The sequence below is a fragment of the Aquirufa beregesia genome, assembly GCF_011090385.1.
GTDB lineage: Bacteria > Bacteroidota > Bacteroidia > Cytophagales > Spirosomataceae > Aquirufa > Aquirufa beregesia.
The window spans coordinates 398582-422640 of record NZ_SEWW01000002.1 but is presented as its reverse complement, the minus strand read 5'-3'; the positions used below and the strand labels follow the sequence as shown (position 1 = coordinate 422640).

Below are 24059 nucleotides of genomic sequence, written 5' to 3'. Positions count from 1 at the left end.
AAGACCTCAATACATATAAATAATAAAAAGATGGTTCAAGGATCAAAGGCGTTTAGTTTATGGAAAAATCGGCAATTTGCCTATATCTAACTCATAGTCAGCACTTAATAAAAATCGATTCAGAAAAATATGATCATCCTTTTCTATAATTTAATTTGATAACCACTCAAAATGATTATTTACCGTTTGATAAATGCAGGACAGATAATCACAGTTTGTTGAGTAAGTTTGCAAACCTATTTTAACTATAATAAACCTATGAAAAAAGACATTAAATTGCCGAGCATTGACCAATGCCCGGTGGACGACATTGTGTTCATTGAAGGAAAAGGAAATTACAGCATCGTATTCCTAAAAAACAAAAAACAAATCACCATAGCCAAAACGCTAAAGAAATTTGAATCTCAATTACGTATGAACCCGTTTTTGCGGGCACATAAATCTTACTTAGTAAATAGAGAAAATATTTCTGGACAAAATTTCCAAGGCACCAATACGCTAACTACCATTCTGGGTAATGAAATCCCCATTTCTCGTCGAAAGCTCGACTTAGTCAAAAAACATTTCGCATAAAAAAAGGGCCTCGCATGAGGCCCTTTTCAATTATATATCATTTGATTACTTTCCAGAAGGAGGAGCTAACAAATTAAAGAATTGATCCAATTTAGGGGTAACGATGATTTCAGTACGACGATTCATCTTACGTCCAGACTTGCTCTTGTTCTCAGCTTGTGGCTCAAACTCTCCACGTCCACCAGCAGTCATACGCTCAGGATCTACTGAGAATTTAGTTTGTAATAAACGAACAACCGAAGTAGCACGCTTAGCACTTAAATCCCAGTTATCTTTGATACAATCTGTAGAAATAGGTACACTATCTGTATGGCCTTCAACTAAGATATCCAAATCTTTATGGTCATTTACTACTTTAGCTACTTTAGCCAACACAGCTTCCGCTTTTGTATTAATGACTGAGCTACCAGAAGCAAACATTAACTTATCAGAAATAGAAATATAAACTACACCTTTCTTCACTTCTACCGTTACATCTTCATCATTCACATCAGCTAGTGAACGCTTCAAGTTCATCACTAATGATAAATTAATAGAATCTTTACGTTGGATAGTAGAGTTCAAATCTTTGATGTACTTACCTTGCTCATTCAAGGCATCCAATGACTTACGGATACTTTCAGCACCTGATTTATTGATTATTGACAAATCAGACAAACGATCTAACAAATTGGTATTAGTTCTTTTCATGTAATCCAATTGCTCTTGTAAATTCTTCAAAGAAGTAGTTCTTGCTTCTAATTCAGCATCTCTCTTCTTAATCTCAGCTTGTAAACTAGCTGTTAAAGATTGACAATCAGCAAGATCAGCCCTTGATTTAGCAAGCGATTGGTCACTACTAGCTTGTAGTTCTGTTAAACGTGATTGCAAATCAGCAATTTTCTTTTTGCTTGCGCAAGAAAAGAAAAACGGCATCAGAGCGATTACTAAAAGTAATTTTTTCATAATGATGATTCGGTTTGGGGGTTAATGACTCAATGTTTAAAATATAATTGCCACAAAAGTATGAATGAAATCGCTAAATCTTGTCCTTATTACCATTTTTTTTTAAAAAATATAGCCCATTTTAAGAATGGCAGCCTCCGCAATTTTACGTCGAGCCTCTTTCAAGTTTTTAGGATCAATTTTCGTAAAGCGCTTCAATCCCATTAACATAACGTTTAACTCATCTCCAGTAGCAAAACCAGTAATTACCTCCTTGCCATGATGATGAATTTTATCAACAGCTTCATGTAAATAAACCAATGCACATTCTTTAGCAATTTCATTTGCCGCTTCACCTGATTGCAGAATTAATTTGTCTACTCGTACCAAAACTGACTCGGCCACATAAATTTCGATCATCATATCAGCCAAAGACATCAAGATTTCTTGCTCTTGTTCGATTTCTGTGGTGTACTTCTGCAAGGCCCCTCCTGCGGACATTAGTAAAGCCTTTTTTAAGTTGGCTATCACTTTATATTCTTTTCCAAAAATACCTTCTGGCACCGATGAGGAAAAATCAGGCACTCCTAATATCTCCTTCCCAACGGCCATAGCTGCTGTCATGATATCCAGCTCGCCTTTCATCGCACGCTTGATGACGGTACCTACTGCCAATAATCGATTTATCTCGTTGGTTCCTTCAAAAATACGGTTGATTCTTGAGTCCCGATAAGCTCTATCCATAGGAGCTTCGGCAGAAAATCCCATACCTCCGTAAATTTGAACACCTTCATCCACCGAATAATCCAACGTTTCTGAACCATGTACTTTTAACAAAGCACATTCAATCGCAAATTGCTCTACTCCTTTTAACTTCGCTTCGGAATCATTCATCCCGGCTGCTTTTAACTCGGATATGGTATCGTCAATGTTTTGTCCTACTCGATAACAAGCTGATTCACAGGCATAATTTTTTACAATCATTTCAGCAATCTTAAATTTGATGGCACCAAACTGATGCAAGGATTGCCCAAATTGTTTACGGTCATTGGCATATTGAACAGCCTGATCGATGACGCGTTTACCTGCTCCAATCACGGCTGCAGCTAATTTAATTCGACCGATATTCAAAATATTAACCGCTATTTTAAACCCACCTTCGCGTTTGAATAATAAATTCTCCACTGGTACTGGACAGTCATTAAAGAAGATTTGACGAGTAGAACTACCTTTAATTCCCATTTTACGTTCTTCTTCATTCATGGTAATGCCCCCAAAACTTTTCTCCACAATGAAGGCCGTTAGGTTTTTATCGTCAGCTATTTTCGCAAAAACAATAAAGACATCTGCAAATCCGCCGTTGGTGATCCACATTTTTTGACCAGTAATCAAATAATGTTTTCCTTCTTTCGATAAAACGGCTTTGGATTTGGCAGCATTAGCGTCTGAACCTGAATCTGGTTCGGTCAAACAATAGGCAGCTTTCCATTCACCAGAAGCTAGCTTAGGCAAATAGCGTTGTTTTTGATCCTCAGTACCATAATACAAAATAGGGAGCGTTCCAATGCCCGTATGGGCAGATAATGCCACAGCAAATGAATGACCTGAACCACAAGCCTCTGCTACTAACATGGAGGTATTAAAGTCCATTCCAAATCCACCATACTCTTCGGGGACAGAAGTTCCCAATAAACCTAGGTTTCCTGCCTTATCCATCATGTCCACCATGACAGAACCGTCCTTAGCCCCATCCATTTCTTCCAAACGAGGTTGAATCTCCGTTTTGATAAAGTCAATGCAAGTCTGACCTATCATCTTCTGCTCCTCTGAAAACTCCTCGGGAATAAATAATTCCTCTGGTAAGAGTGGGCGAATTAAAAACTCTCCCCCTTTCATTGTTTTGTTCGTAGACATGGTATTGGGTTTAAAATGTTGATGAATGTAATAACTTTTTGAAATTTGTTGATGAGTGTATTTAAGACTTTTGATTCAGCGTTTGTAGAATTTCAGTAGCATCTTCTTCCAAAAACTGATTAATGGATTGTATCACTTTAAAGAACTCATGGGACTGTTCGGCACCAATTCGTTCAAATAGCTTTTCATTAAATAATATAACTCCTTGCTTAGCCACATCTCTTTTTTTCTTACCTAAATCAGTTAAGAATATCTTAACAACGCGCTTATCGGCATAATTAGTCTCTCGGCGTATCCATTTTTTATCTTCTAATGTTTTCAGCATGCGCGTCAAACTTCTGGCTTCTAGACCCAGCGCAGGTGCTATTTTGGTAGCAGGAGTTCCGTCTTTATCAATATGCAGCAACACATAACCTATGGCCATGGACATATCAAATTGTGCGGCATAGGTATTATACATCCGGCTGATGGCATACCAAGCTGATTTAATTTGGAAATCAAAGGTACTTTCTGCTTTCATGATCAAGGAGTTAATTTAGTATGCAAGCATACCATTATGTAAAAATGAGACAAAAAAAAATAGGATGCAAGCATCCTATTTTCAAAATTCCTAAATATTTCTGATTATCTCACACGATTACCTCGCATTCTTTTGCTATTCACCTTCAAACCAGAGAATGAAGACTTCATAATCATCAGACGTACTTTCTTTTTATTATAAAGCAGGTATTTATTTCCATCATAATTCAATCGAGAGAAAGTAGGACTTCCTGCATCATCCACCAATTGATAATAATATTCTCCTCTTTCACCTACTACTGGGCCGAAATGCAAACTTTTTTCTTCACCAGCTCCTGCTTCAAAGGAGATTAGTAATTGATCATTGGCTTGTTTCACTAACACACCAGGAGTCTGTTGTTCTAGTGTCACACGGTTAATTGACTTACCATTGATTAAAATAATCTTACCCGATTTAACATTGGCATCGGAGGCATTTAATTCTCTTTCCAGAAAAAGGGCATTGTCATTGTAAAACTGAATCTTCTCTAGGGGAAGTTGGTTTTCTTTGATTAAAGTCATCAAAGACCCTGTCAAATAAGCTTGTTGAGAACAACTACTTAAAAGGAAAACAGCAAACAATACAATGGCTAAGTTTTTCATGGAATTAATTAACGCCTTCTGCAAGGATAAGCACTTTATTATTTAATACTTCCACAACTCCTCCCTCAATTTCAAATGATTCTTTATCAGCAGTTAGTAAACCTTTTTTCAAAGTACTTACTAAAGCTGCGTGATCATTCAAAATTTGAAAGGAACCATTAACGCCAGGTAAAGTCACCACAGAAGCTTCTGCGGAAAACACTTTACGGTCGGGTGTAATAATTTCTACAAACATATCTATTTTTTATTTAGCAGCTTCTGCCAACAATCTTTCACCTTTTTCTATGGCATCTTCAATACTACCTACTAAGTTGAACGCTGCCTCTGGCAAGTGATCGTAAGCACCGTCGATGATGGCATTAAAACCTTTGATGGTATCGTTGATGTCTACCAAAACGCCTTTTAAGCCTGTAAATTGTTCAGCCACAAAAAATGGTTGAGACAAGAAACGTTGAACACGACGAGCACGAGATACAACTAATTTATCCTCTTCAGATAATTCATCCAATCCAAGGATCGCGATGATATCTTGTAACTCTTTGTAACGTTGTAAAATTTCTTTCACACGTTGCGCTGTATTGTAATGAGACTCTCCTAATACTTCAGCCGATAGGATACGAGAAGAAGAATCTAATGGATCCACCGCTGGATAAATACCTAACTCGGCAATTTTACGAGAAAGTACCGTAGTAGCATCTAAGTGAGCAAAGGTAGTTGCTGGAGCTGGGTCAGTTAAGTCATCTGCAGGTACGTAAACCGCTTGTACAGATGTAATTGATCCACGTTTTGTTGAAGTAATACGCTCTTGCATAGCTCCCATCTCTGTTGCTAAAGTAGGTTGGTAACCTACCGCTGATGGCATACGACCTAATAAAGCCGATACCTCAGAACCTGCTTGCGTAAAACGGAAAATGTTGTCAATGAAGAATAAGATATCACGACCTTGGCCTTCACCATCTCCATCACGGAAGTGTTCCGCAACAGTCAAACCTGACAAAGCCACACGAGCACGTGCTCCTGGAGGTTCGTTCATTTGACCAAACACTAAAGTAGCTTGTGATTTTACTAATTCGTTTTCATCAACCTTAGTCAAATCCCACTCACCAGCTTCCATCGCGTGCTTGAATTCTTCACCATATTTAATAACGCCAGATTCAATCATCTCACGTAATAAGTCATTTCCTTCACGAGTACGCTCTCCAACACCTGCAAATACGGACAAACCTTCGTATGCCTTCGCAATGTTGTTGATCAACTCCATAATCAATACTGTTTTACCTACACCGGCACCACCAAACAAACCGATTTTACCTCCCTTTACATATGGAGCTAATAAGTCGATAACCTTGATACCTGTAAATAAAACCTCTGTAGTAGTTGCTAACTCGTCAAATTTCGGAGCAGAACGGTGAATTGGTAATCCTCCAGCTGATTTTGGCTGTGTAATACCATCAATTGCCTCTCCTACTACATTAAACAAACGGCCTTTAATTCCATCGCCAGTTGGCATTGTCATCGGTGTTCCTTTGTCAATTACCTCTTGTCCACGTTGAAGTCCTTCTGTACCTTCCATCGCAATGGTTCTTACTCGATCTTCTCCTAAGTGTTGTTGAACTTCTAAGATAAGTTCCTGTCCATTGGTTTTGGTAACAGAAAGTGCATTTAGGATAGCTGGTAAGTGAGAGCCTTCACCTTCAAAGCTTACATCGACTACTGGGCCAATTACCTGAGCTACTTTTCCTTTATTAACTGCGTTTGCCATTTGAAAAATAAATTTGTTAGCTTAAAAACTAAGAATTGTTATTGAATCGAATGCTATTGACATTCGGATTGCAAAATTAGTCGGTAAATTCCAATTAGCAAAACCGAAGTTTGTATTTTTTTGCTATTTTTTGTCGATATCCGCCCTTTTCTTTGAATGAATTAAAGTTTATGCAGAAATTTACGTTATATACCCACTGCCTATTTTTATCCCATGCATGAAACAGCGAATTGATCAAATACCTGCCATCTGGTTTATCTTTTCTTCCCTACTTAGTCTCTTTTGCCTAGGAATATACGTTTGGGGAGGAATAGAAGGTTTGGCTTGGAAAGAAGTCAGTGAATTAATCCCTCAAAGCATCTCTTTATTCCCAGAATCAAATACCTCCCCCCAGTCCTCCATATTTTTGGTACGTCAGCATTACTATGTACAATCAGTAGCCCCTGTATTTTGGCCCATGTTACTCGGTGCCTTGTTAGCTATTTTGGGTTTAACTCTCCTTGGACAATTTGTTCAGTCCTGGGCCAAAGTCTCATGGCGACAAATTGTGTTAGGTCTTCTTGTGTGGTGTGGCATTATCTTTTGGAGAAATGTCCAATTAAGCGCCATGGAATGGTTCAGCTTTTTGCATAGCCCATGGGTGATTATTGCTTGTATTTCCGCTGGATGGCTATGCATTTTAAGCAGCTCAGCTATTCCTTCTATAATCCTAGAAATTTCACATAGTCCAGACAAAACATCCAGTCAGAAGAAATTTATGGGCTTCATGCTGTTTTATTTGATCAATCTCATCTTAAGTATGGGGAATCTGTGGGGATTTTGGACCTCCACCTTGTATGTCCCTGCTTTTATCATCCTAGAAATTAGTTTTGCTATAGGTATGTTTCGACGTCTTCGTTTGGATGAAAAACCCCAACAAAGATTATATGCTGCCTTGTTTTTGCTAAGTCATTCCATTCTAATACCCTTTTTATGGAATAATAATGAAGTGGGCATTCGAGCTTTAGAAAGCTGGGGGTTCATGACGCACATCGCCATGACACTGCTATTCCCCGTTTTTCTTTGGTCCAATTTCAAAGAGCCTATCCAACAAAACTTGGCCATCTATAAAGTCATTCATAAGGCGCATTTCATCCCTATCTATTTAATACAAATTGGGGTATTTATTGTATGTGTTTCTTGGGTTTTCGCTCGACAAGGAACAGCCTGGCATCAAATCGTGGCTGCTTATTATAATGAACAAGGAGATGTAGAGCATTTTGTAGGCGATCGAATGCTGGAGCAAATGTCCTATAAGAATGCCATGATTCACAGCAAACTGAATCAAAAAAGCAATTTGAGTTTGGCTCGTATGTCACAGGCTGCCGGTGATATAGAGAAACAAGCCTATTATTTACAAACCAGTCAAATCAAAAATCCAAAGGAGAAAAACTTTGTAGCCCTAGCCAACATCTATGGAAATGAAAACCAATGGTTTGAATCTTTATTTACGCTCAAAAAAGCCCATCAATTATTTCCTGAAAGCCCGCAAATCTCCACTCAATTAAGTCGAGTTTATGAGCAATTAAAGCAGATTGATTCCGCCGCTTACTATGTTGTCATGGCCAAAGAATTGGCTTCCACAAGTCCGATTACCTGGGCCAATCTACTGTATTTTGATGTTCGTCATGGTAGTCAAATAGGCAAAAAGGATGAAATAGCCAGCTGGTCAACTAGCTCAGACCATGCAGTCAAAAGTAATTTACTAGCCCTATTTTGGCAGAATAAACATGAATTACCGACCCAATACCCACAAGAAGCATTTGATGTTCAACTGGATGTAAGGGATTTTGCTTTAGTTTACAATAGTAGTCTGTATTTTAAAGGTCAGTCGACCAGTTACCCCATTCAAGAATGGATAAAGGACCCGAATTGGTTACAGAAATTTCCAGAAATAGCATTCCTAGATGCTTGGCAGGATTATTATCACCAACAGCCCTTACGTGCTTTAAATAAGTTGGATTTGCTAGTTCAAAAGGAAAATGAAACGAAGGCACAAGAGTACCGCCTCATATTACAGCATTGGAAACAGGAACTATTAGAGGTAAAAGCCAAGGTCCGACTGGAAAACGTCTCACAAGCTAGATCGGCTATTCAATCTTATCCATTTAGCGTGGGCATTTTACAGCAAGCCCTTCCGTTATTGCATCAAGCCAATAGGCACCAAGAAGCCTATCAGGCTAGTTTGGCAGCGGTACAATGGAACGAAGATTTAGCAGCATTTTATCCTTTGTATATACAGGAGGCATATCAACAAGGGGAAATAAGCTATGCAGAAGAAGCAATGACTCGTTTGAAAAAATTAGATCCAGCTTTATACCAAACCCATGCTACTGCATTCTCGATGGCTAAGGAAAAGGCGGTCAATAGGCAGAAGTTTTAGTCAATATAGAATGAAGAATTTAGAATAGATTTTGCTTCCATTCATTCTTAATTCTACACTTTACATTCTACATTAACCTCTCTTGGCTAGTTTAAAAATTTGACTTACCTTTGCGAAGAATATTATGGGGAACGGAGTAAATGGTTCTTTCGCTTCCTATTCACTTAATGAACCAAACAACATGAATCAAAAAATTCGCATCAAGTTGAAATCTTTCGACCATTCATTGGTTGACAAGTCAGCTGAAAAAATCGTTAAGGCGGTTAAAGCTACAGGAGCAGTTGTTTCTGGCCCTATCCCACTTCCTACTAAGATTGAGAAATTCACTGTTTTGCGTTCACCACACGTGAACAAAAAAGCGCGTGAGCAATTCCAGTTATGCACTTACAAGCGTTTAATTGACATTTTCTCTTCTTCAGCTAAGACTGTGGACGCGTTGATGAAATTGGAATTACCATCAGGAGTTGATGTTGAAATCAAAGTTTAATGATTTCGAATTCCACAAAAAAAGGTCTTTGTAGCAATGCAAAGACCTTTTTTTATAATTATAATTTATAAATGATAAATTATGAATGATTGTACAGGCCATTTCATTTTCAAAAATAATACACATTTCTATAATTTATAAATTATAACTTACAATTCTCTACCTGCTTTTTTCTCTGAATTGAACAATTGAAAAATCTTTCGAACGGGCTTTAGGAATAAAGTAAAAAAGTAAGGTTGAAGTCCATTGTCTTTCCAGGCTTGTCGATCTTCCCGATTAGCCACCAACCGATGCTTCCAAGAGGCTGTACTAGTACCTCCATTGCGCATGGTCATGAGCGTTTTGGGCAAATATGCTGCCGTTTTTTTGGCTTTATATAAAGCTCGTAACATCCAATCATAGTCGCCGGCACAAGTGAAGTCGGTCCGAAAAGGCCCAATTTCATCATATACCGATTTTTTGGCATAAAAGGACAAATGCGGAGGCATCCAACCCCAAAGCCAATTGTTGCGTTGATATTCACCAGCCGACCAAAACCGAACTAAAGCTCCACTGATTGGATCCACAAACTGAATATCCCCATATACTGTGTCCGTGCCTTTTTCTTGAAAACGAGTAACTACAGAGGAAATAATATCGTTAGCAGGATAAAAATCATCTGATCCAATCATACCGATAATATCTCCCGATACGCGCGCCAAGCCTTTATTCATGGCGTCGTATATGCCTTGATCTTTTTCTGAAATGTAATAAATTCGACCTTCGTAGTCCTTTAAAATGGAGAGGCTGTCATCTTTGGAACCGCCATCAATAACCCAATATTCTAGATTAGGATAATCTTGAGCTAGTACACTCTCGATGGTTTGTCGGAGTGTAGCCGCAGACTGATAACAAACGGTAATGATGGAAACCTTAGGTGAATTCATAGATTTCACAAAGATAGAGATTGTCGGAAGAAATTGGGAATAATTGGGATTGGGGAGAGAATAATCGGAATTTATTCAAGCCACTACCAGAAATGAATCAATTTAATCGTATGGAGGTTCATCCATTTATTTATTTCAACCTGATTTAGAGTAATAGGGTAATCAGCAAGAAATTAATACATGGCATATTGTGAATTCTTAACTTGTAATTTTAAATACACTGGATAAAATGTATGTACTTTGAATTGGCTCATTGCATGTGCTGATTATCTCTTTTTTCTCCATGGTTATAAATCCAAACCAAAGCATAAAACGATTGAAGGTTCTAATAGAATAACAACGATTAAACTGCCTATCTTCATTGGAAGAATCATCTTGAAAAAATGTATACAGATTCGGAAAAGCTTTACCATAAAGATCTGCATAAAACTTACCGGTTTGAACCTCATTGCCAAACTTGCCGAGTAAAATAACTGAAAATGCCCAACCAAATTGTCCAACTGGCACTTCTGGATAACCATCATTATAGCTCCATGGAAACTTATTAACAAAAGCTTTAAAAAAAAATTGAAATAATTGTTGCCGATTATTCGTCTCTAATAATTTAATTGCCACTTTAGTCAGAGACAATTTCCCATTTGTTTTTCTAACTAGCCCCGCCAATTCTGCGGTTAGCCTTGCACTTCTTATAGAAATACAATCTTCCTCTTTCCACAACTTGTATAAACCGATTTCAATAAAATCGTCCAGTAAAAATCGTAAATCATAAAGTTCTGTGATTACCTTCCGGGGCAAGGCTCCCAGTGGCGTTAATTTAATTTGCTTTTCCCGTTGAATGATTTTTATATATGCTTCCACAATTCGAAAAAGGGGCATTTTATTTAGAGTACGATCATCAATATCATCAAGAAATTGAACAGGTGAATTTTCTCCTAATGCATCATAAAGTAAATACTCCATTTCATTAGGGGAATATCCCAAAAAATCTTCTTCTGGGGAGCTGTTCCGAGATGAAATAATTTCTTCTATGCCGTCAGGTGTTTTCACAACTATCTTGGGGATTTTCTCTCAGATGAAACAAACAGTTTAATAGCATTTAATACCATGAAAATAACAACATTTTTTCGTTTCAACGAATCTAACTAAAAGGCAAAACTTGTTCAATAGCAAATTAGCGGTTTGTTTACTTCTCAATTATGATAAAATGAATTATTTGTATCGATTAACTGATAAAAAAAACCTGACTCTTTTTATCAAAAAAACAGATTTGTCAAATTTGAAGATTTGGTAAATCTTTGGTTCTACTTGATCCTTTAGAATGTGTGGAACAGCGGAATTGGTTTTCTAATCTGTCAAATATAAATTTAATTCTAGCCAATTCTTGAGGTTCCCCTTAGGAGTGCTACCCCTTTTAATCGCATAATCACTTGGGCTCCATGATTCATAGTTTATAGTAATTTGCTTTTTATTGCAGATTGATTTTAGTTCATTAAAAAAGTCATCAAATCCATAATTATTTAGTCTTTTTTCCCTTGGCTTAACTCCTTTGGAGTTAACTCTGTTTGCTCCCATAGTGTGAATAATCCTTTTTATTGAATTATTTTCTTTTAAAAATTCTAAAATACTCTGATTATATTCTCTTACAAGATGTATTCTATCCTTTCTTTGAAAATCTGTATATCCTGCCCATATTTTTTGGTCTTTAAAATTGAAATATATTTCTTTTTTTAAATAAGAATCTAATACTTGTTTGTTCGTTGCGGAAAAAGTGATTGAATTAATAACGTCAAGACAGCAAAATCTATCATCCATGATTTCTTTTTTTCGTTGAAATCCTGATCCCTTTTGAAAGAAATAATCTTCATTTTTATTGATGCTAATTGCTATGGTCCTCCAAAAATGGTTTGAACTTCTACCATAATAGTAGTCAACTAACTTAGAATGGTTTTCAAAAGGGTTAAAGGATCCTAATACAAGAGTCTGAGGATTTTTAATTGAATTAGGATTAATCCAATTTCCCTCAATACTTTGATGATTTACTTTAATTTCCATATTTTAAACTGATTTCATTTAAAGTTTAGCTATAACTAATATATACCCTCTACATAATAGCGATAACTCTACCTAACAATGGTTGCAATGACGCTACTGCACAGCGTAAACTCAAATATAACATTTCTCCTAAACATATCATGGGTGAGCTGAGGTTTTGGGTCATTTGGCATTAATCTCTGTATCTATTTGCTCATAAAACATACATCAGCCCCTCTACTCAAAAACTCTTTCTAATTTTTTAAACCGAATGCTTTGTTAAAAATATTTTTTTTGTACCTTTGCAAACCCAATTCGAATCAGTTTCGAATATGTAAATGTTAAAGAAATGAAAAGAACTTTTCAACCTTCGGTTAAAAAAAGAAAAAATAAGCACGGATTCCGTGAGCGTATGTCTACAGCTAATGGTCGTCGTGTGTTAACAGCACGTCGCGCTAAAGGTCGTCACAAACTTTCAGTTTCTGACGAGAAGAGAGGAAAATAAGCCTTAGATCTTAGGAAAGAAGATTTCAGGTTAGCTTAGTTGTACAACAAGTTTCATGACGTGAAGTTTACTTTTCAAAAATCCGAGCGGCTTACGCAAGTCAAAATCATAGATTCACTATTCCAAAAGGATAGTCAAATCGTAGCACAACGGTTTGTCTATCCTTTTCGAGTTTTATATCAATTTGGCCCACAGCCATTGGAATTTCCTCAAATTCTCATTTCTGTTCCTAAGCGTAAGTTTAAAAAAGCGGTAGATAGGAACCTCATCAAAAGAAGAATCCGAGAGGCTTATCGACTGAACAAAGCCTCTCATCTAGGAGAAGGGAAAGAGAAATTACCAGATTTTCTGGCTTTTGTTTATATTGCTTCTACAATTGAGCCTTTTGATCGGATTAATAAGAAAATGCAGCAAGTCTTGCAAGAATTTAGCAATACCAAAAAAGATGCCACAAAAATCTCCTAAGTCCATTAAAAAATGGCTCATTGCCTCCCTTTCAGGAATCAGTATCGTATGCATCTTAGCATTTAGCACCCCCGGAGATCGTTTCTTTGAAATTGCCAAAAACCTAGATATCTACGCTTCTGTTTTCAAGGAATTGAATAAGTTTTATGTGGATGAGGTGAATCCTAATCAAGCAGTAAAGACTTCCATAGATGCCTTACTAAAAAGCTTTGACCCGTATACTGTCTTCTATCCTGAAGATGAATTAGAGGATTTTTTAACCATGACTACTGGAAAATACCAAGGAATTGGTATCATTCTTGCGGAAATCAATCAAACTTTTCGCATCTCCTTCATTGAAGAAAATAGCCCCGCATTAAAAGCAGGGTTGGGCATTGGGGATCAAATCATAGCAGTAAATGGTATCGCTCTTTCTGACAAGCCTGAGGCCGATCCCTCTAAACTGTTGCGAGGACAGGCTGGAACAAAAATTCAAGTCAAGGTTTTAAAAAATGGCCAAAGTACTTCGCAAGAAATAAGTGTCAGTCGAGAGACAGTTCAAATCAAAAATGTCGTTTATTCAGGTATTATTCAATCAGGAGTTGGGTATATTTTATTAGAAGATTTTAATGCGTCCGCGGCCAAAGAATTAAAAAATGCTTTGCAAAGCTTGAAGCAAGCGGGTATGAAAAAACTAATCTTGGACTTGAGAGAAAACCCTGGTGGACTGTTGACCCAGGCGGTTGACATTTGCAATTTATTCCTGCCTAAAGACTCAGAAGTGGTTTCAACTCGTGGAAAAGTGGAAGAATGGAATAAAACGTACAATGCCCTCAACCCGAGCACGGAGCCTGAATTACCCTTAATCATTTTGATCAATAATCATTCTGCTTCTGCCTCCGAAATTGTAGCCGGTGTGATGCAAGATTATGACCGGGCTGTTTTAATTGGTCAAAAAAGCTTTGGAAAAGGTCTTGTTCAAGTAACTCGAGATTTACCTTTCAGAACCAAAATGAAGATCACCACGGCTAAATATTATATTCCGAGCGGTCGTTGCATCCAAGCCATAGACTACCAACATCGAAATCCGGATGGCAGTGCAGTGGCCTTAAAAGATTCAAATAGTAAAACATTTTTCACCAAAAATCACCGTAAAGTGGTGGATGGAGGTGGAATTACTCCAGATATCACGGTGGACAAAATCAGTACTTCGCCATTTACCAATGCCCTCCAAAAGCAACACATGATATTCTTGTATGCTTGTTATTTCCGGAGTACACATCCAAGTATTTCAGCAGCGAAACATTTCAGTTTAAGTCCAAGCGAATATCAAGCCTTTTGTACTTGGTTGAAAAAACAAAATTTCAAATTTGAAAGTCAGATTGAGAAGCAATTCCATGTGATCAGTGAATTAGCCAAAAAGGACAAATCCTACGCTAGCATGGAACCCGCACTTCAGAATTTTAGAAAAGATTGGTCTTCCAATATAGACCGTGAATTGACGGCCTACCAATCAGACATAAGTACTTTATTGGAACAGGAGATTGTCCAACATTATTACCTACAAAAAGGTATGAATGAATGGTCTTTTTCTAAGGACCCTTCCATTCGCGAAGCTTTAAAATTATTTGAACAGAATAATCGTTTTCAATCGATTTTGGCAGGAAAATAATATGAATTTGATTCTTAGTATAGAAACTTCTACCCCTACATGTTCCGTGGCGATCCATCAAAACGGAGAGTTAGTAGCTCAAAAATTAATTGTAGAAGAGGGTGGTCATTCCAAACAATTAACGGTTTTAATTGAATCACTATTACAAGAAAATGGATTGAATTTATCCCATGTAGAAGCCATAGCTGTTTCTATGGGACCAGGTTCTTATACCGGTTTAAGAATTGGTTTAGCAACAGCCAAAGGATTATGTTTTGGATTGGACATACCATTAATAGCACTACCTACTTTAAAAATATTAGCCCAAGGTTTCCGTCAGACCCAAAGGAGCAATTCTCAAGTCCGACTACTTCCTATGCTAGATGCCCGAAGAATGGAGGTTTATGCGGCCTGCTATGAACTAGACGATTTGCAAGAGGTACAAGCTTCAAAAGCCGTCATTTTGGATGAACATTCCTTTGCTGAATTACAAGAAACGCTTTTAATTACCTTTGGTAATGGTGCAGAAAAATGGCAAAGCATCTGCCAGCATCCTGATGTTCAATTTGTTAAAGAACCATTATTTCCTGAAGCACAATTCATGGGGTCTTTAGCCTTTCAAGAATATTTGAACAAAAACTTCCAAGATTTGGTTAGCTTAGAACCTGATTATTTGAAAGAATTCATGGGCACTCAGCCTAGAAATAAAGTAGTATAATGGAAGAGGAAATCGTCAATCGAGTAAAGCAAAGTGGTTTAATTCAATTGGACCTAGAAGAAATGCGAATTCCGGGTGAACGAATCTTTTTGGACATGAAGCCACAGTTATTCATGGAGCTAGTTTTAAAAGAAAAAGACTTTCGTCATTTCCTTGCTGAACATGACTGGGCAAGCTATCAAGGTAAACATGTGGCTGTTGGGTGTAGTAATGATGCCATTATACCAACATGGGCTTTTATGCTATTAAGTATTCACCTAAGTCCGTATGCCAAAACCATTGTTTTTGGCACTTTGGAAGATTTAGAGAAAATTCTGTTCAAACAAAGTATTGATGAATTAGTCACTCAAGATCTAGAAGGGGCCAGAGTGGTGATTAAAGGCTGTTCGAAAGAATCGGTTCCAACCGATGCTTATGTACAAATTGCCCATAAACTACAGCCTTTGGTGAAAAGCCTATTCTTTGGTGAACCTTGCAGTACGGTGCCTCTTTTTAAAAAGAAATCATAAAATTTCCTGTCAGATTTACCTGCTTTTTGAATATCAACTTATTGGACAATAAGTATAAAATCTTATTCGTTTTGACAACGCTGTCAAGGTTTAGAACCTTGCCAGCGTTAGGAAAAAATCACTTCATTTTTTGCTTAATCTTCTCCATATATTGCATCACTTTTTGCTGATAATAAGGCAAAAGATCCACTGGTACTTGTTGAAATAAATCTCGATTCTCTTTCTGCCTTTTTAGGAAAGGAACTAAGTTGGGAGGAGGGTTTTCCTTCCATTTTTGCAAGGCCGTTTTTGATTCCCGTTTAGGGTCTTCCCCTTGTTCTTTTAATGCCTTTTCTGCTTCCATCAATCGCGGTAGCATTTGATCCTGACGCTGCTGCAACGAATTATTCAAGCGTTTATTCACCAAGTCGGACTCATTTTTGTCCATGTCCTTGATTAAGTCTGACAAGGATTTCTGCAACCCTTGACTACCAGGCTGCCCTTGTAATTCGTTCATCTTCTGCTCCATTTCTTGGCGAATCTGCGCTTGCTCCTCTGCCATTTTAATCAATTCCTCATTGGTAATCATCATGGACTGCGCCCCCATTTTTCTGGCTTTTTGATTCAATTGCTGCTGCCTTTGCCCCCAATTCCCCTTTGAGTTTCCTTTCGACTTGCCTTTCTTTCCAGATTTGGCTTGTGCTGCTTGATCTTGAACTTGTCTTAATAAATCTGACAACAAAACTGCCAGCTGGTTTGTCGCTGCCATGGCTTCTTGTTGCCTTACCGGAACAATATCCCATTTACGCTCCTTCATCATTCGGGAAGCCTCTTGCATCCTTTGTTTCATGTTAGTTGTTTCCTTGGTGATCGTCTGGGACAAAGGCATCAATTTTTTCCCCAATGAAATCAAACTATCTTCCAAGATAGTAGCCATCTCACCCAACTTGTTTTGTTCCTGTGAAATTTGTCTTACGGCCAGGTCCCCTGTAGGAATCTTTTTATAGGCCTTCATGATGCGTTCCTGATCAAAAGAAAGTTGCAATAAATCCTCCATCAACAAGCGAAGTTGAGCTAAATTTAATGCCACTTCCATGGATTCTTGTTGCTCTTGTTGCTCTTCCAATTTCTTGGCTAATTTTTTCATTTTCTCAGCCGCTTTCTTTTGATTGGTTTCCGCTTGTTTAGACTGCTTATTCTTTAAATTTTCTTCTGCATTATCCAAATTTTCCTCCATCTCCTCCTGCAATTTCTCTTCCTTATCCAAATCCTGTTCACCGGGAATCTCCTTTTTCTCTTGAGCAATCTCGTCCAATTTTTTCCTTTCCTCTGCCACCTCCTTATTCAGGGCTTCTTGCTGTTTAGCTAATTCTTGCTCATTTTTTCCATTGTTCTTTTCACTTAATTCCTCCTGCTTTTTAGCCAATTCCTTCCAACGAGAAATGGATTCATCCATCATTTTTTCCACTTTCAATTCCTGATAAAACTGCTGCAATCTCTCCAATTCCCGCTCCATATTCTTCCCTTGGTTACGCATTTGATCCAAATGTTTTTGCCATAGGGTTGCCGATTCTTTTTCCCAGTTTTTCAACAAGGCGTCTCGTCGTTTTTCCATGTCAGGATCCCATAGCTGAGAAATCATTTTCTGCAAGTTTTCCATCTTTTTCATCCATGCTTGGTCCACCTGCTGAAAACTCATTTGTTGACCCATCCATTGTTCTTGCATCTTTTTAAGCTCTTCAATAGTCTTTTTCAAAGCCGCCTCTTTATCCAATACTTCTTGTAAAGCTTTCAAATCAACTTCTTTCCCCAACTGAACTCGTTTGGTCAATTCGTTGATTTCTTGTTTCATATTTTGAGCCTTTTGAAGCGAATTCAACACTTGTTTTTCAGCCTGATCCACTTGTTGATCCATTTTCTTTTCCAAACGCTGTAGCTCAGGATATTCCCAAATTTGGAGGCCAGTCTGTGTCCACTTAGGTCCATGCAACCCATCTTGATCTGAAACCTCTACTCGATAATGAACCTGATCTCCTGGTTGTAAAGCCAATGAATCTATTCGCCAGATATACTCCACTTCCAAGCGCTTAGCTCCTTTCTGAATTGGAATCCATTGGGTCTTTTTGACAGAAAGACCTTTGGCACTTTTTCTCTTGATCTGATAAGCTAGCCGCATTTGACCCAAAGCATAATCATCTTCTATCAAGGCATTCAACACCCTAAAACGATAATACAACGTATCATCCAGCCACTGAGTCTGCAGGCTCGGTCTTTGATCCAAAATCACCTCAATAGCTTGCATAACACTTTTTTGAACAGGCATCTGGGCATTTTTTGCCACAACTTGATAGCCGCTACTTTGGCTGATTATTCGGGTCAATTGATACCTTGTTCTTAACAAATTAGGACTTGCCCAATCTACCAAGAGTTTATTTTGAAACTGTATTCCTAATTCCTCCGCACCAGATGATGTCATTTCCCAATGGACGGTAGTTCCCTCAGGAATTTTCAAGGGTATGGCTTGATGTATCGTTTCGCTTGGCTTCTTTAAATAACTAGGATAAATCAACTGCATGGTCATTTCTTTTAAACCTGGCCGGTGCACCAGGGGCAAAAGCTGAGGCTCAGAAAAATATCCCCCCGCCTCAAACTGTAGCCATTTCTCCACTTGAACGGCAGGAATTAGTCCTCGAAATTGATTGACTTTCTCGGTGGGATTTAAAGGTATTCGCTCTCCCTCCCAATGCAAAATCACTTCACTTGGTAAATTTTTGCCTTTTAATTCAATGAGAAATTCTGTGTTTTCTCCCGCAACAGCTTGAAAAGGTTTATTTAGGACGACAAATTCAAAAGGGATTTCTTTGGGGTAATGAAAAGAGTAATTCCAAATACGCAAACTCGGCTTTCGAAATAGATTAGGGAAAGTCAGTTGACCCATTCCCAACAAAGCAAAAAGGGTCAAAAACAAGAAAAAAGGTTTTTTTAACTCATTTAACTGAATAAAATCCTCCCAGCGGTACTGTTTCAAAAAGGATTGTTTTTCTTCAATCGCTGCTTGCCACAATGCTATGGAATGCTCTGGCTCTTGATTTTGTAATTGAAGTACATTAATTAAGGCATCGGCATGCTGCGTAGGCAAATATTTACCTAAACTAATGGCTAGTTGATAATAATCTCCTTGATTCAATGGGCGCATTAAATCCCAAACAGATTTTCGGACAAAGAATAGGAGAATTCCTGCTGAACCTATAAAAAATGCATATAAAAATATACCCCGAATGGCCGATGAAAACCAGGCTAAATATTCCCATAAAATCAAGAAAAATGCCAAGCATAATATCCAGATAGCAGCATGTATCAAGGATTTCCACAACTCCTTTCGAGAAAGTTGCCAGTGATAGTTTCGTAATTGGTTTTGAAGCGGATTGTACACGGGTTTTGCTAATCAGAACTAGTCAGAACTTGAAAATACGAATTTTCATACGCATACCATTCATGAATGAGACAAAATAAAATTGCCCATGAGTTTCTATTTTGGTATTTTTGAAGAATATTGACTCCAGCATGTCACAACAATCACAAGAACAGTATCAATTTATTGAAAGTATACTCCGCCAAAATTTAGGCGAAATTGGAACCATTGAGGACTTTCAATTTTTCTATGGAGGTAATTTTAATCTAGCCGTTCGTGTCAAGTTAGCACAAGGAGAATTTTTCATCAAATGGAACCAAGGTGATCACCAAGGATTGTTCCAAGCAGAATCAAAAAATTTGGCTTTGATAGCCTCCTCCAACACCATTCCTGTTCCGCAGGTATTGGGCGTAGGACAATTGGATGAAAAAGAATACCTGGTCATGGAGTGTATTTCTTCCGCGGAGAAAAAAGAAAATTACTGGAGTGATTTTGGAATTAAATTGGCGCATTTACATCAAACAAGTTCCTCTCAAGGACATGGCTTGGACTATGACAATTTCATAGGAGCAGCTAAACAGGTGAACACATGGAACCTACAAGGAGTGGATTTTTTCATTCAAAACCGCATAAAGTTTCAAGTAGATACCGCCTTATACCACAGAAAAATTGATGGTGCTACGAATGAGGCATTTGAAAAACTGTACAACAAAATCCCATCCATCATTCCCAATGAACAATCTGCTCTAATTCATGGAGATTTATGGTCGGGTAATGCCATGGTCAATCAACACGGCTTAGTGAGCTTGGTGGATCCTTCTTGTTATTTTGGTTTGAGAGAAGCAGAAATTGCTTTCACCACCATGTTTGGAGGCTTTGAAAAAGAATTTTATGAAGCTTATCATGAAGCTTTCCCGATTTTAAAAGGATTCCATGAGCGAATTCCCCTCTACAATTTATACCCATTAATGGTACACGTCAATTTGTTTGGAGAAGGTTACTTACCTGCCGTAAACAAAATACTAGATTCCTATTTGAATTAAGCCTGAGCTAAGGTCCAGTTTTCTACCACCTCGTCTACACCCTTTGCATCTGGGAAAAATGAAACTAATTTTCGAAGAATTTCTTCAATGACCGCATCAGGGCAGGATGCTCCACAAGTCAATAAAACACGAACTTTAGGCTTTTGGGGAACGAACCCTTGGATTAAAACCTCTTCTTTATTTTTATTATCAAAATGAAGAATTTCATTTTCTGAAATCAATTTTTCAGCTGACTTGATGAAATAAGAAGGTAATTTCTCCTGACACAAATCCACTAAATGGGAGGTATTCGATGAATTATAACCACCAGCGATGATGGCAAAATCCGCTTCCTCAGCTATTAAGCCATAGGTCGCACTTTGGTTATCATTGGTGGCATAGCATAATGTATCTCGGGTATCTGCAAAATGGGCAGTAATTTGGTGTGGCTCCAATTGATAAAAACGAACAATTTCAGCTTTCAAATATTCTACAATTTCTTGAGTATCAATCGCTAACATGGTAGTTTGATTAACCACGCCTATTCGCTCTAAATCTCTTTCTGGGTCAAAACCTTGCGAAAACTGACCCTCAAATTCCTCATAAAACTCTTGGGAAGGTTTTTCTTTTCGAATATAATAGGCCAAGCGTTTAGCTTGTTCCAGGTCTTTCACAATCAAGGTGGGGGTAACCACTTTGGAATGGGAAAAAGTGGCTTTGGTTTCCTCGTGACTAGGTTTTCCATGTACCACCACCGTGTATTTATTTTGTCCTATTTGATTGGCTCGATTCCATACTTTTTCTACAAACGGACAGGTGGTATCATAAGCATATAAATCAATTCCAATTTTATCTAAAATGGCATGGATTTCTAGTGTAGTACCAAAGGCCGGAATGATAACAATATCTTCTTTGGTCAAGGTGTCCCAAGCAACCAACTGATTGCCATAGGTATCCTGAATGAACTTCACTCCTAAATCCAATAAATCTGCATTCACGGCTGGATTATGAATCATTTCAGAAAGTAAAAATATGCGCTTCTGAGGATTGTCTTCTATAATCTTGTAGGCTGTTTCTACCGCATTTTCCACCCCATAACAAAAGCCAAAATGCCGAGAAAGGAGTATTTCCACAGAGCCAAAATCAAATACAGAAGGCTTAAAATTCTTTTTGAGCTTATCCCCTAAACGACGCACTTCCTTGACTCGACTAATCAATTCACTTTTAAATAAGGAAGGAATAGAAAAAGACTTCATTTTCTTAAAATTTCTTTTTTCAGTTCTACCATTGGCGAACCGATACTTTAAAACTGATTGATCTTGATCCTCTTTCATTTACACAACCTTAATAACTAATAAATGGATTAACAGTTTTCAAATTTACCAATTGATTTACAATTCTATTAACTATTAAAAAAATAACCACTTAATAAATCAAGTATTAAATAATCGAGTAAATCTTGGCAAATCAGTATAGTTATAATATTTTTGTAGCTGATTTTCTTCTCAACATTCCTGTTTCTACCCGTTAAGCCAAAAAAAGTATGAACAAATCTACTTCATCGAAAGTCCGATTTTGGCAGAAAATTGATAAAAACCCTATTGGCGTTTTCTTCATTTCTTTCGTGAAATACCCCATTAACATTTTATATGCGGGTTTAGGAATTATCGTGTTCATGTTTAGTTATCAATCTTCATTTTCGGAAAAACCCGTTGAACCAGGCTTCTTTGCAGGTAAAATAGTTTTTGATGATGAAAATTACCACCGCATAGAAACCAAGAATATTGAGGCTCTAGTAAAAAATGAAATGGGAAATCCCGTACTAACACTTTCTTGCACTCAGGAAAAAAACCTTGAATCCGTTTATTTAAAGATTTATAAGATTAAAGGCCCTGGAACCTATTTTATCCCAGGAGATGGGGAAATTTCCAACATCGGCAATTTGATTAAAAACCTAGATAATTACCAGGATAAAAATAATTTCTTCGAATCTAGTTTGCCTAATAAAGAAGGAGTTAAGAATGGCGTAGGCCGTGTCAATATCACAAAAATAACGTCGAATTTTGTCGAGGGCGAATTAATTCTAATCGCCAATAATCCAAAAGGTCAACAAGCCGTGCTTGAATCTGCCAAATTCAAAGTAGCTTTGCAGAACTAATTGTTACTGCTTACCCATGGATTTTGAACCTAGCATTGTTACTTCTGAATGGAATCAAGTTCTTGATTTCCTTGAAACTCAATTCAATAAAAGGCCCGCTGATGTTGACTCCGTTCTTTTTTTGATTGGAGTTCAAGAATTGGGGAAAGGTCATGCTACTTTCAGTAAGGAGCAAAAACAGGATTTAATGCACATTGCAACCTGTAAAGTATTGAGCTTCAGCGGATTTTACACTTTAGAAGGTCTAGATGCCGAAGGATGGCCACATTGGAATTTAGTACAGGCCGTGCCTCAAATGCCCCTAAAGGAACAGGAAATTCTCATAAAAGCCCATATCATTCAGTATTTCAAATCAGAAGTATTTAGCCCAGAACAAGCTTAAGCTTATGAAAATTATTTCGTACAACGTTAATGGTATTAGAGCCGCCATTCAAAAAGGTTTTATTGATTGGCTGAAGGAAGAAAATCCTGATGTGCTTTGTTTGCAAGAATTGAAAGCGGACATCGATCAAGTGGATACTTCAGCCATTGAGGCATTAGGCTATCAAGTGTATTGGCATTCTGCCCAAAAGAAAGGTTATTCTGGAGTTGCCATTTTTTCTAAAATTGCGCCAAAAGCCGTCACTATTGGATGTGGCATTGAAAAATATGATGCGGAGGGAAGAGTAATACGAGCGGATTTTGAGGATTTTTCCGTGATGAGTGTATACATGCCTTCAGGGTCCAGTGGAGATGAAAGACAAGGATTTAAAATGATTTGGCTATCGGATTTCTATCAATATATTGAGCAATTAAAAAAAGAAATTCCTCACTTAATCATTTCAGGCGACTACAATATTTGTCATAAAGCCATAGACATTCATAACCCAAAATCCAATGCGAACAGCTCTGGCTTTTTGCCTGAAGAAAGAGAATGGATGGAAAGTTTCATCCATTCGGGATTTGTGGACTCATTCCGACATATCAATTCAGAACCCCATCATTACAGCTGGTGGAGTTACCGAGCAGGGGCTAGAGGCAAGAATTTAGGTTGGCGTATTGATTATCATCTAGTTAGCGAATCCTTACGTGATCGTATTTCGCATGCCCAGATTTTACCCGAAGTTAAACATTCCGACCACTGCCCAGTGGTTATACATCTTAATTAACACCTATGTATTACGAAAAACACGTATTTATTTGTACTAATGATAAGCCTGCTCCGAAAAAATGTTGTGGATCAGAACATGGTATGGCATTAGTTGAAGCGTTCAAAGCCCAATGGGCAGAAACAGGAAGTGATCAAAAAATCAGAATACAAAAAGCAGGTTGTTTAGATTTCTGTGGTAAGAGCCCGAGCATGGTCGTATATCCAGAAGGGGTATTTTATGGCAATGTTCAATTAGAAGATGTCGCAGAAATTACCGAAAAACACTTAATTGGAAACGAGATTGTATCTCGCCTTGAAATTGGATAAATTGC

24 protein-coding genes are annotated in these 24059 nt (G+C 37.7%); 13 read left to right on the top strand and 11 right to left on the bottom strand.

The window, feature by feature from the left end; all coding sequences use genetic code 11:
• Positions 1-258: 258 nt before the first annotated feature.
• Entirely contained in the window at positions 259-573 is a 315-nt protein-coding gene (locus EWU23_RS05805) for a LytR/AlgR family response regulator transcription factor (protein ID WP_109324178.1), read from the top strand.
• Positions 574-618: 45 nt separating this feature from the next.
• On the opposite strand, the gene EWU23_RS05800 is transcribed toward EWU23_RS05805, so the two are convergent.
• From EWU23_RS05800 to atpD, 6 genes are all read right to left on the bottom strand, one after another.
• Positions 619-1518, bottom strand: a complete 900-nt coding sequence (locus tag EWU23_RS05800; protein ID WP_166229740.1) for an OmpA family protein — start codon at positions 1516-1518, stop codon at positions 619-621.
• A gap of 102 nt (positions 1519-1620) precedes the next feature.
• Positions 1621-3411, bottom strand: a complete 1791-nt coding sequence (locus EWU23_RS05795) for an acyl-CoA dehydrogenase family protein (RefSeq protein ID WP_166229738.1) — start codon at positions 3409-3411, stop codon at positions 1621-1623.
• A gap of 61 nt (positions 3412-3472) precedes the next feature.
• Positions 3473-3931, bottom strand: a complete 459-nt coding sequence (locus tag EWU23_RS05790; RefSeq protein WP_166229736.1) for a MarR family winged helix-turn-helix transcriptional regulator — start codon at positions 3929-3931, stop codon at positions 3473-3475.
• A gap of 104 nt (positions 3932-4035) precedes the next feature.
• A complete protein-coding gene (locus EWU23_RS05785) occupies positions 4036-4572 on the bottom strand; it encodes a hypothetical protein (protein WP_166229734.1) in 537 nt (178 codons plus the stop codon).
• 4 nt (positions 4573-4576) lie between these two features.
• On the bottom strand, positions 4577-4807 hold the full coding sequence (locus EWU23_RS05780; RefSeq protein ID WP_109324192.1) for a F0F1 ATP synthase subunit epsilon: 231 nt from the start codon (positions 4805-4807) through the stop codon (positions 4577-4579).
• Between the two features lie 9 nt (positions 4808-4816).
• Positions 4817-6334 (bottom strand): F0F1 ATP synthase subunit beta, encoded by a 1518-nt coding sequence (atpD, locus tag EWU23_RS05775; protein WP_166229732.1) that lies wholly within the window; start codon positions 6332-6334, stop codon positions 4817-4819.
• A 217-nt stretch (positions 6335-6551) separates the two neighbouring features.
• On the opposite strand from atpD, the gene EWU23_RS05770 reads away from it, so the two are divergent.
• Both EWU23_RS05770 and rpsJ read left to right on the top strand, forming a co-directional pair.
• The gene (locus tag EWU23_RS05770; protein ID WP_166229730.1) at positions 6552-8756 is read left to right on the top strand and encodes a tetratricopeptide repeat protein; all 2205 of its coding nucleotides are present in this window, start codon (positions 6552-6554) and stop codon (positions 8754-8756) included.
• A gap of 181 nt (positions 8757-8937) precedes the next feature.
• On the top strand, positions 8938-9243 hold the full coding sequence (rpsJ, locus tag EWU23_RS05765) for a 30S ribosomal protein S10 (protein WP_130895342.1): 306 nt from the start codon (positions 8938-8940) through the stop codon (positions 9241-9243).
• 149 nt (positions 9244-9392) lie between these two features.
• Here the strand turns inward: rpsJ and EWU23_RS05760 are convergent, their stop codons facing one another.
• The 3 genes from EWU23_RS05760 to EWU23_RS05750 form a co-directional block, all read right to left on the bottom strand.
• Complete coding sequence (locus EWU23_RS05760) at positions 9393-10169, bottom strand: glycosyltransferase family 2 protein (RefSeq protein ID WP_166229728.1); 777 nt, start codon at positions 10167-10169, stop codon at positions 9393-9395.
• A gap of 198 nt (positions 10170-10367) precedes the next feature.
• Entirely contained in the window at positions 10368-11216 is an 849-nt protein-coding gene (locus tag EWU23_RS05755) for a hypothetical protein (protein ID WP_166229726.1), read from the bottom strand.
• Between the two features lie 297 nt (positions 11217-11513).
• Positions 11514-12221, bottom strand: coding sequence for a uracil-DNA glycosylase family protein (locus tag EWU23_RS05750; RefSeq protein WP_166229724.1), 708 nt, complete (start codon positions 12219-12221; stop codon positions 11514-11516).
• A gap of 328 nt (positions 12222-12549) precedes the next feature.
• Between EWU23_RS05750 and rpmH the strand changes: the two genes are divergently transcribed.
• Genes rpmH through EWU23_RS05725 form a run of 5 tightly spaced genes read left to right on the top strand, consistent with a single transcriptional unit; the run spans position 12550 to position 16027 of the window.
• A complete protein-coding gene (gene rpmH, locus EWU23_RS05745) occupies positions 12550-12705 on the top strand; it encodes a 50S ribosomal protein L34 (RefSeq protein ID WP_109324196.1) in 156 nt (51 codons plus the stop codon).
• A gap of 60 nt (positions 12706-12765) precedes the next feature.
• Entirely contained in the window at positions 12766-13170 is a 405-nt protein-coding gene (gene rnpA, locus EWU23_RS05740) for a ribonuclease P protein component (protein WP_166229722.1), read from the top strand.
• Complete coding sequence (locus EWU23_RS05735; protein WP_205753088.1) at positions 13151-14821, top strand: S41 family peptidase; 1671 nt, start codon at positions 13151-13153, stop codon at positions 14819-14821. The genes rnpA and EWU23_RS05735 overlap by 20 nt, the downstream gene beginning before the upstream one ends.
• Position 14822: 1 nt before the next feature.
• Positions 14823-15518 carry a tRNA (adenosine(37)-N6)-threonylcarbamoyltransferase complex dimerization subunit type 1 TsaB gene (tsaB, locus tag EWU23_RS05730; RefSeq protein WP_166229721.1) on the top strand — a complete coding sequence of 232 codons (696 nt, stop codon included), beginning with the start codon at positions 14823-14825 and terminating at the stop codon, positions 15516-15518.
• On the top strand, positions 15518-16027 hold the full coding sequence (locus EWU23_RS05725) for a DUF2480 family protein (protein ID WP_166229719.1): 510 nt from the start codon (positions 15518-15520) through the stop codon (positions 16025-16027). The genes tsaB and EWU23_RS05725 overlap by 1 nt, the downstream gene beginning before the upstream one ends.
• A gap of 118 nt (positions 16028-16145) precedes the next feature.
• Here EWU23_RS05725 and EWU23_RS05720 read toward each other — a convergent pair whose 3' ends face one another.
• Entirely contained in the window at positions 16146-19439 is a 3294-nt protein-coding gene (locus EWU23_RS05720) for a hypothetical protein (RefSeq protein WP_166229718.1), read from the bottom strand.
• 131 nt (positions 19440-19570) lie between these two features.
• On the opposite strand from EWU23_RS05720, the gene EWU23_RS05715 reads away from it, so the two are divergent.
• Positions 19571-20461, top strand: coding sequence for a fructosamine kinase family protein (locus EWU23_RS05715; protein ID WP_166229717.1), 891 nt, complete (start codon positions 19571-19573; stop codon positions 20459-20461).
• On the opposite strand, the gene EWU23_RS05710 is transcribed toward EWU23_RS05715, so the two are convergent.
• The gene (locus tag EWU23_RS05710; protein ID WP_166229715.1) at positions 20458-21774 is read right to left on the bottom strand and encodes a 4-hydroxy-3-methylbut-2-enyl diphosphate reductase; all 1317 of its coding nucleotides are present in this window, start codon (positions 21772-21774) and stop codon (positions 20458-20460) included. The two genes, EWU23_RS05715 and EWU23_RS05710, sit on opposite strands and share 4 nt — an antisense overlap.
• A 209-nt stretch (positions 21775-21983) precedes the next feature.
• On the opposite strand from EWU23_RS05710, the gene EWU23_RS05705 reads away from it, so the two are divergent.
• Genes EWU23_RS05705 through EWU23_RS05690 form a run of 4 tightly spaced genes read left to right on the top strand, consistent with a single transcriptional unit; the run spans position 21984 to position 24054 of the window.
• Complete coding sequence (locus EWU23_RS05705; RefSeq protein ID WP_166229713.1) at positions 21984-22598, top strand: hypothetical protein; 615 nt, start codon at positions 21984-21986, stop codon at positions 22596-22598.
• A 16-nt stretch (positions 22599-22614) separates the two neighbouring features.
• Positions 22615-22980 (top strand): hypothetical protein, encoded by a 366-nt coding sequence (locus EWU23_RS05700; protein WP_166229711.1) that lies wholly within the window; start codon positions 22615-22617, stop codon positions 22978-22980.
• A 4-nt stretch (positions 22981-22984) separates the two neighbouring features.
• Complete coding sequence (locus tag EWU23_RS05695) at positions 22985-23746, top strand: exodeoxyribonuclease III (protein WP_166229709.1); 762 nt, start codon at positions 22985-22987, stop codon at positions 23744-23746.
• 5 nt (positions 23747-23751) lie between these two features.
• Positions 23752-24054, top strand: a complete 303-nt coding sequence (locus EWU23_RS05690; protein ID WP_166229707.1) for a (2Fe-2S) ferredoxin domain-containing protein — start codon at positions 23752-23754, stop codon at positions 24052-24054.
• The last annotated feature ends 5 nt before the right edge of the window (positions 24055-24059 follow it).

Coding starts and splice junctions, on each gene's coding strand:
- EWU23_RS05805 (WP_109324178.1), top strand. CDS start 259: ATGAAAAAAGACATTAAATTGCCGAGCATTGACCAATGCCCGGTGGAC.
- EWU23_RS05800 (WP_166229740.1), bottom strand. CDS start 1,518: ATGAAAAAATTACTTTTAGTAATCGCTCTGATGCCGTTTTTCTTTTCT.
- EWU23_RS05795 (WP_166229738.1), bottom strand. CDS start 3,411: ATGTCTACGAACAAAACAATGAAAGGGGGAGAGTTTTTAATTCGCCCA.
- EWU23_RS05790 (WP_166229736.1), bottom strand. CDS start 3,931: ATGAAAGCAGAAAGTACCTTTGATTTCCAAATTAAATCAGCTTGGTAT.
- EWU23_RS05785 (WP_166229734.1), bottom strand. CDS start 4,572: ATGAAAAACTTAGCCATTGTATTGTTTGCTGTTTTCCTTTTAAGTAGT.
- EWU23_RS05780 (WP_109324192.1), bottom strand. CDS start 4,807: ATGTTTGTAGAAATTATTACACCCGACCGTAAAGTGTTTTCCGCAGAA.
- atpD (WP_166229732.1), bottom strand. CDS start 6,334: ATGGCAAACGCAGTTAATAAAGGAAAAGTAGCTCAGGTAATTGGCCCA.
- EWU23_RS05770 (WP_166229730.1), top strand. CDS start 6,552: ATGAAACAGCGAATTGATCAAATACCTGCCATCTGGTTTATCTTTTCT.
- rpsJ (WP_130895342.1), top strand. CDS start 8,938: ATGAATCAAAAAATTCGCATCAAGTTGAAATCTTTCGACCATTCATTG.
- EWU23_RS05760 (WP_166229728.1), bottom strand. CDS start 10,169: ATGAATTCACCTAAGGTTTCCATCATTACCGTTTGTTATCAGTCTGCG.
- EWU23_RS05750 (WP_166229724.1), bottom strand. CDS start 12,221: ATGGAAATTAAAGTAAATCATCAAAGTATTGAGGGAAATTGGATTAAT.
- rpmH (WP_109324196.1), top strand. CDS start 12,550: ATGAAAAGAACTTTTCAACCTTCGGTTAAAAAAAGAAAAAATAAGCAC.
- EWU23_RS05735 (WP_205753088.1), top strand. CDS start 13,151: ATGCCACAAAAATCTCCTAAGTCCATTAAAAAATGGCTCATTGCCTCC.
- tsaB (WP_166229721.1), top strand. CDS start 14,823: ATGAATTTGATTCTTAGTATAGAAACTTCTACCCCTACATGTTCCGTG.
- EWU23_RS05725 (WP_166229719.1), top strand. CDS start 15,518: ATGGAAGAGGAAATCGTCAATCGAGTAAAGCAAAGTGGTTTAATTCAA.
- EWU23_RS05715 (WP_166229717.1), top strand. CDS start 19,571: ATGTCACAACAATCACAAGAACAGTATCAATTTATTGAAAGTATACTC.
- EWU23_RS05710 (WP_166229715.1), bottom strand. CDS start 21,774: ATGAAAGAGGATCAAGATCAATCAGTTTTAAAGTATCGGTTCGCCAAT.
- EWU23_RS05705 (WP_166229713.1), top strand. CDS start 21,984: ATGAACAAATCTACTTCATCGAAAGTCCGATTTTGGCAGAAAATTGAT.
- EWU23_RS05700 (WP_166229711.1), top strand. CDS start 22,615: ATGGATTTTGAACCTAGCATTGTTACTTCTGAATGGAATCAAGTTCTT.
- EWU23_RS05695 (WP_166229709.1), top strand. CDS start 22,985: ATGAAAATTATTTCGTACAACGTTAATGGTATTAGAGCCGCCATTCAA.
- EWU23_RS05690 (WP_166229707.1), top strand. CDS start 23,752: ATGTATTACGAAAAACACGTATTTATTTGTACTAATGATAAGCCTGCT.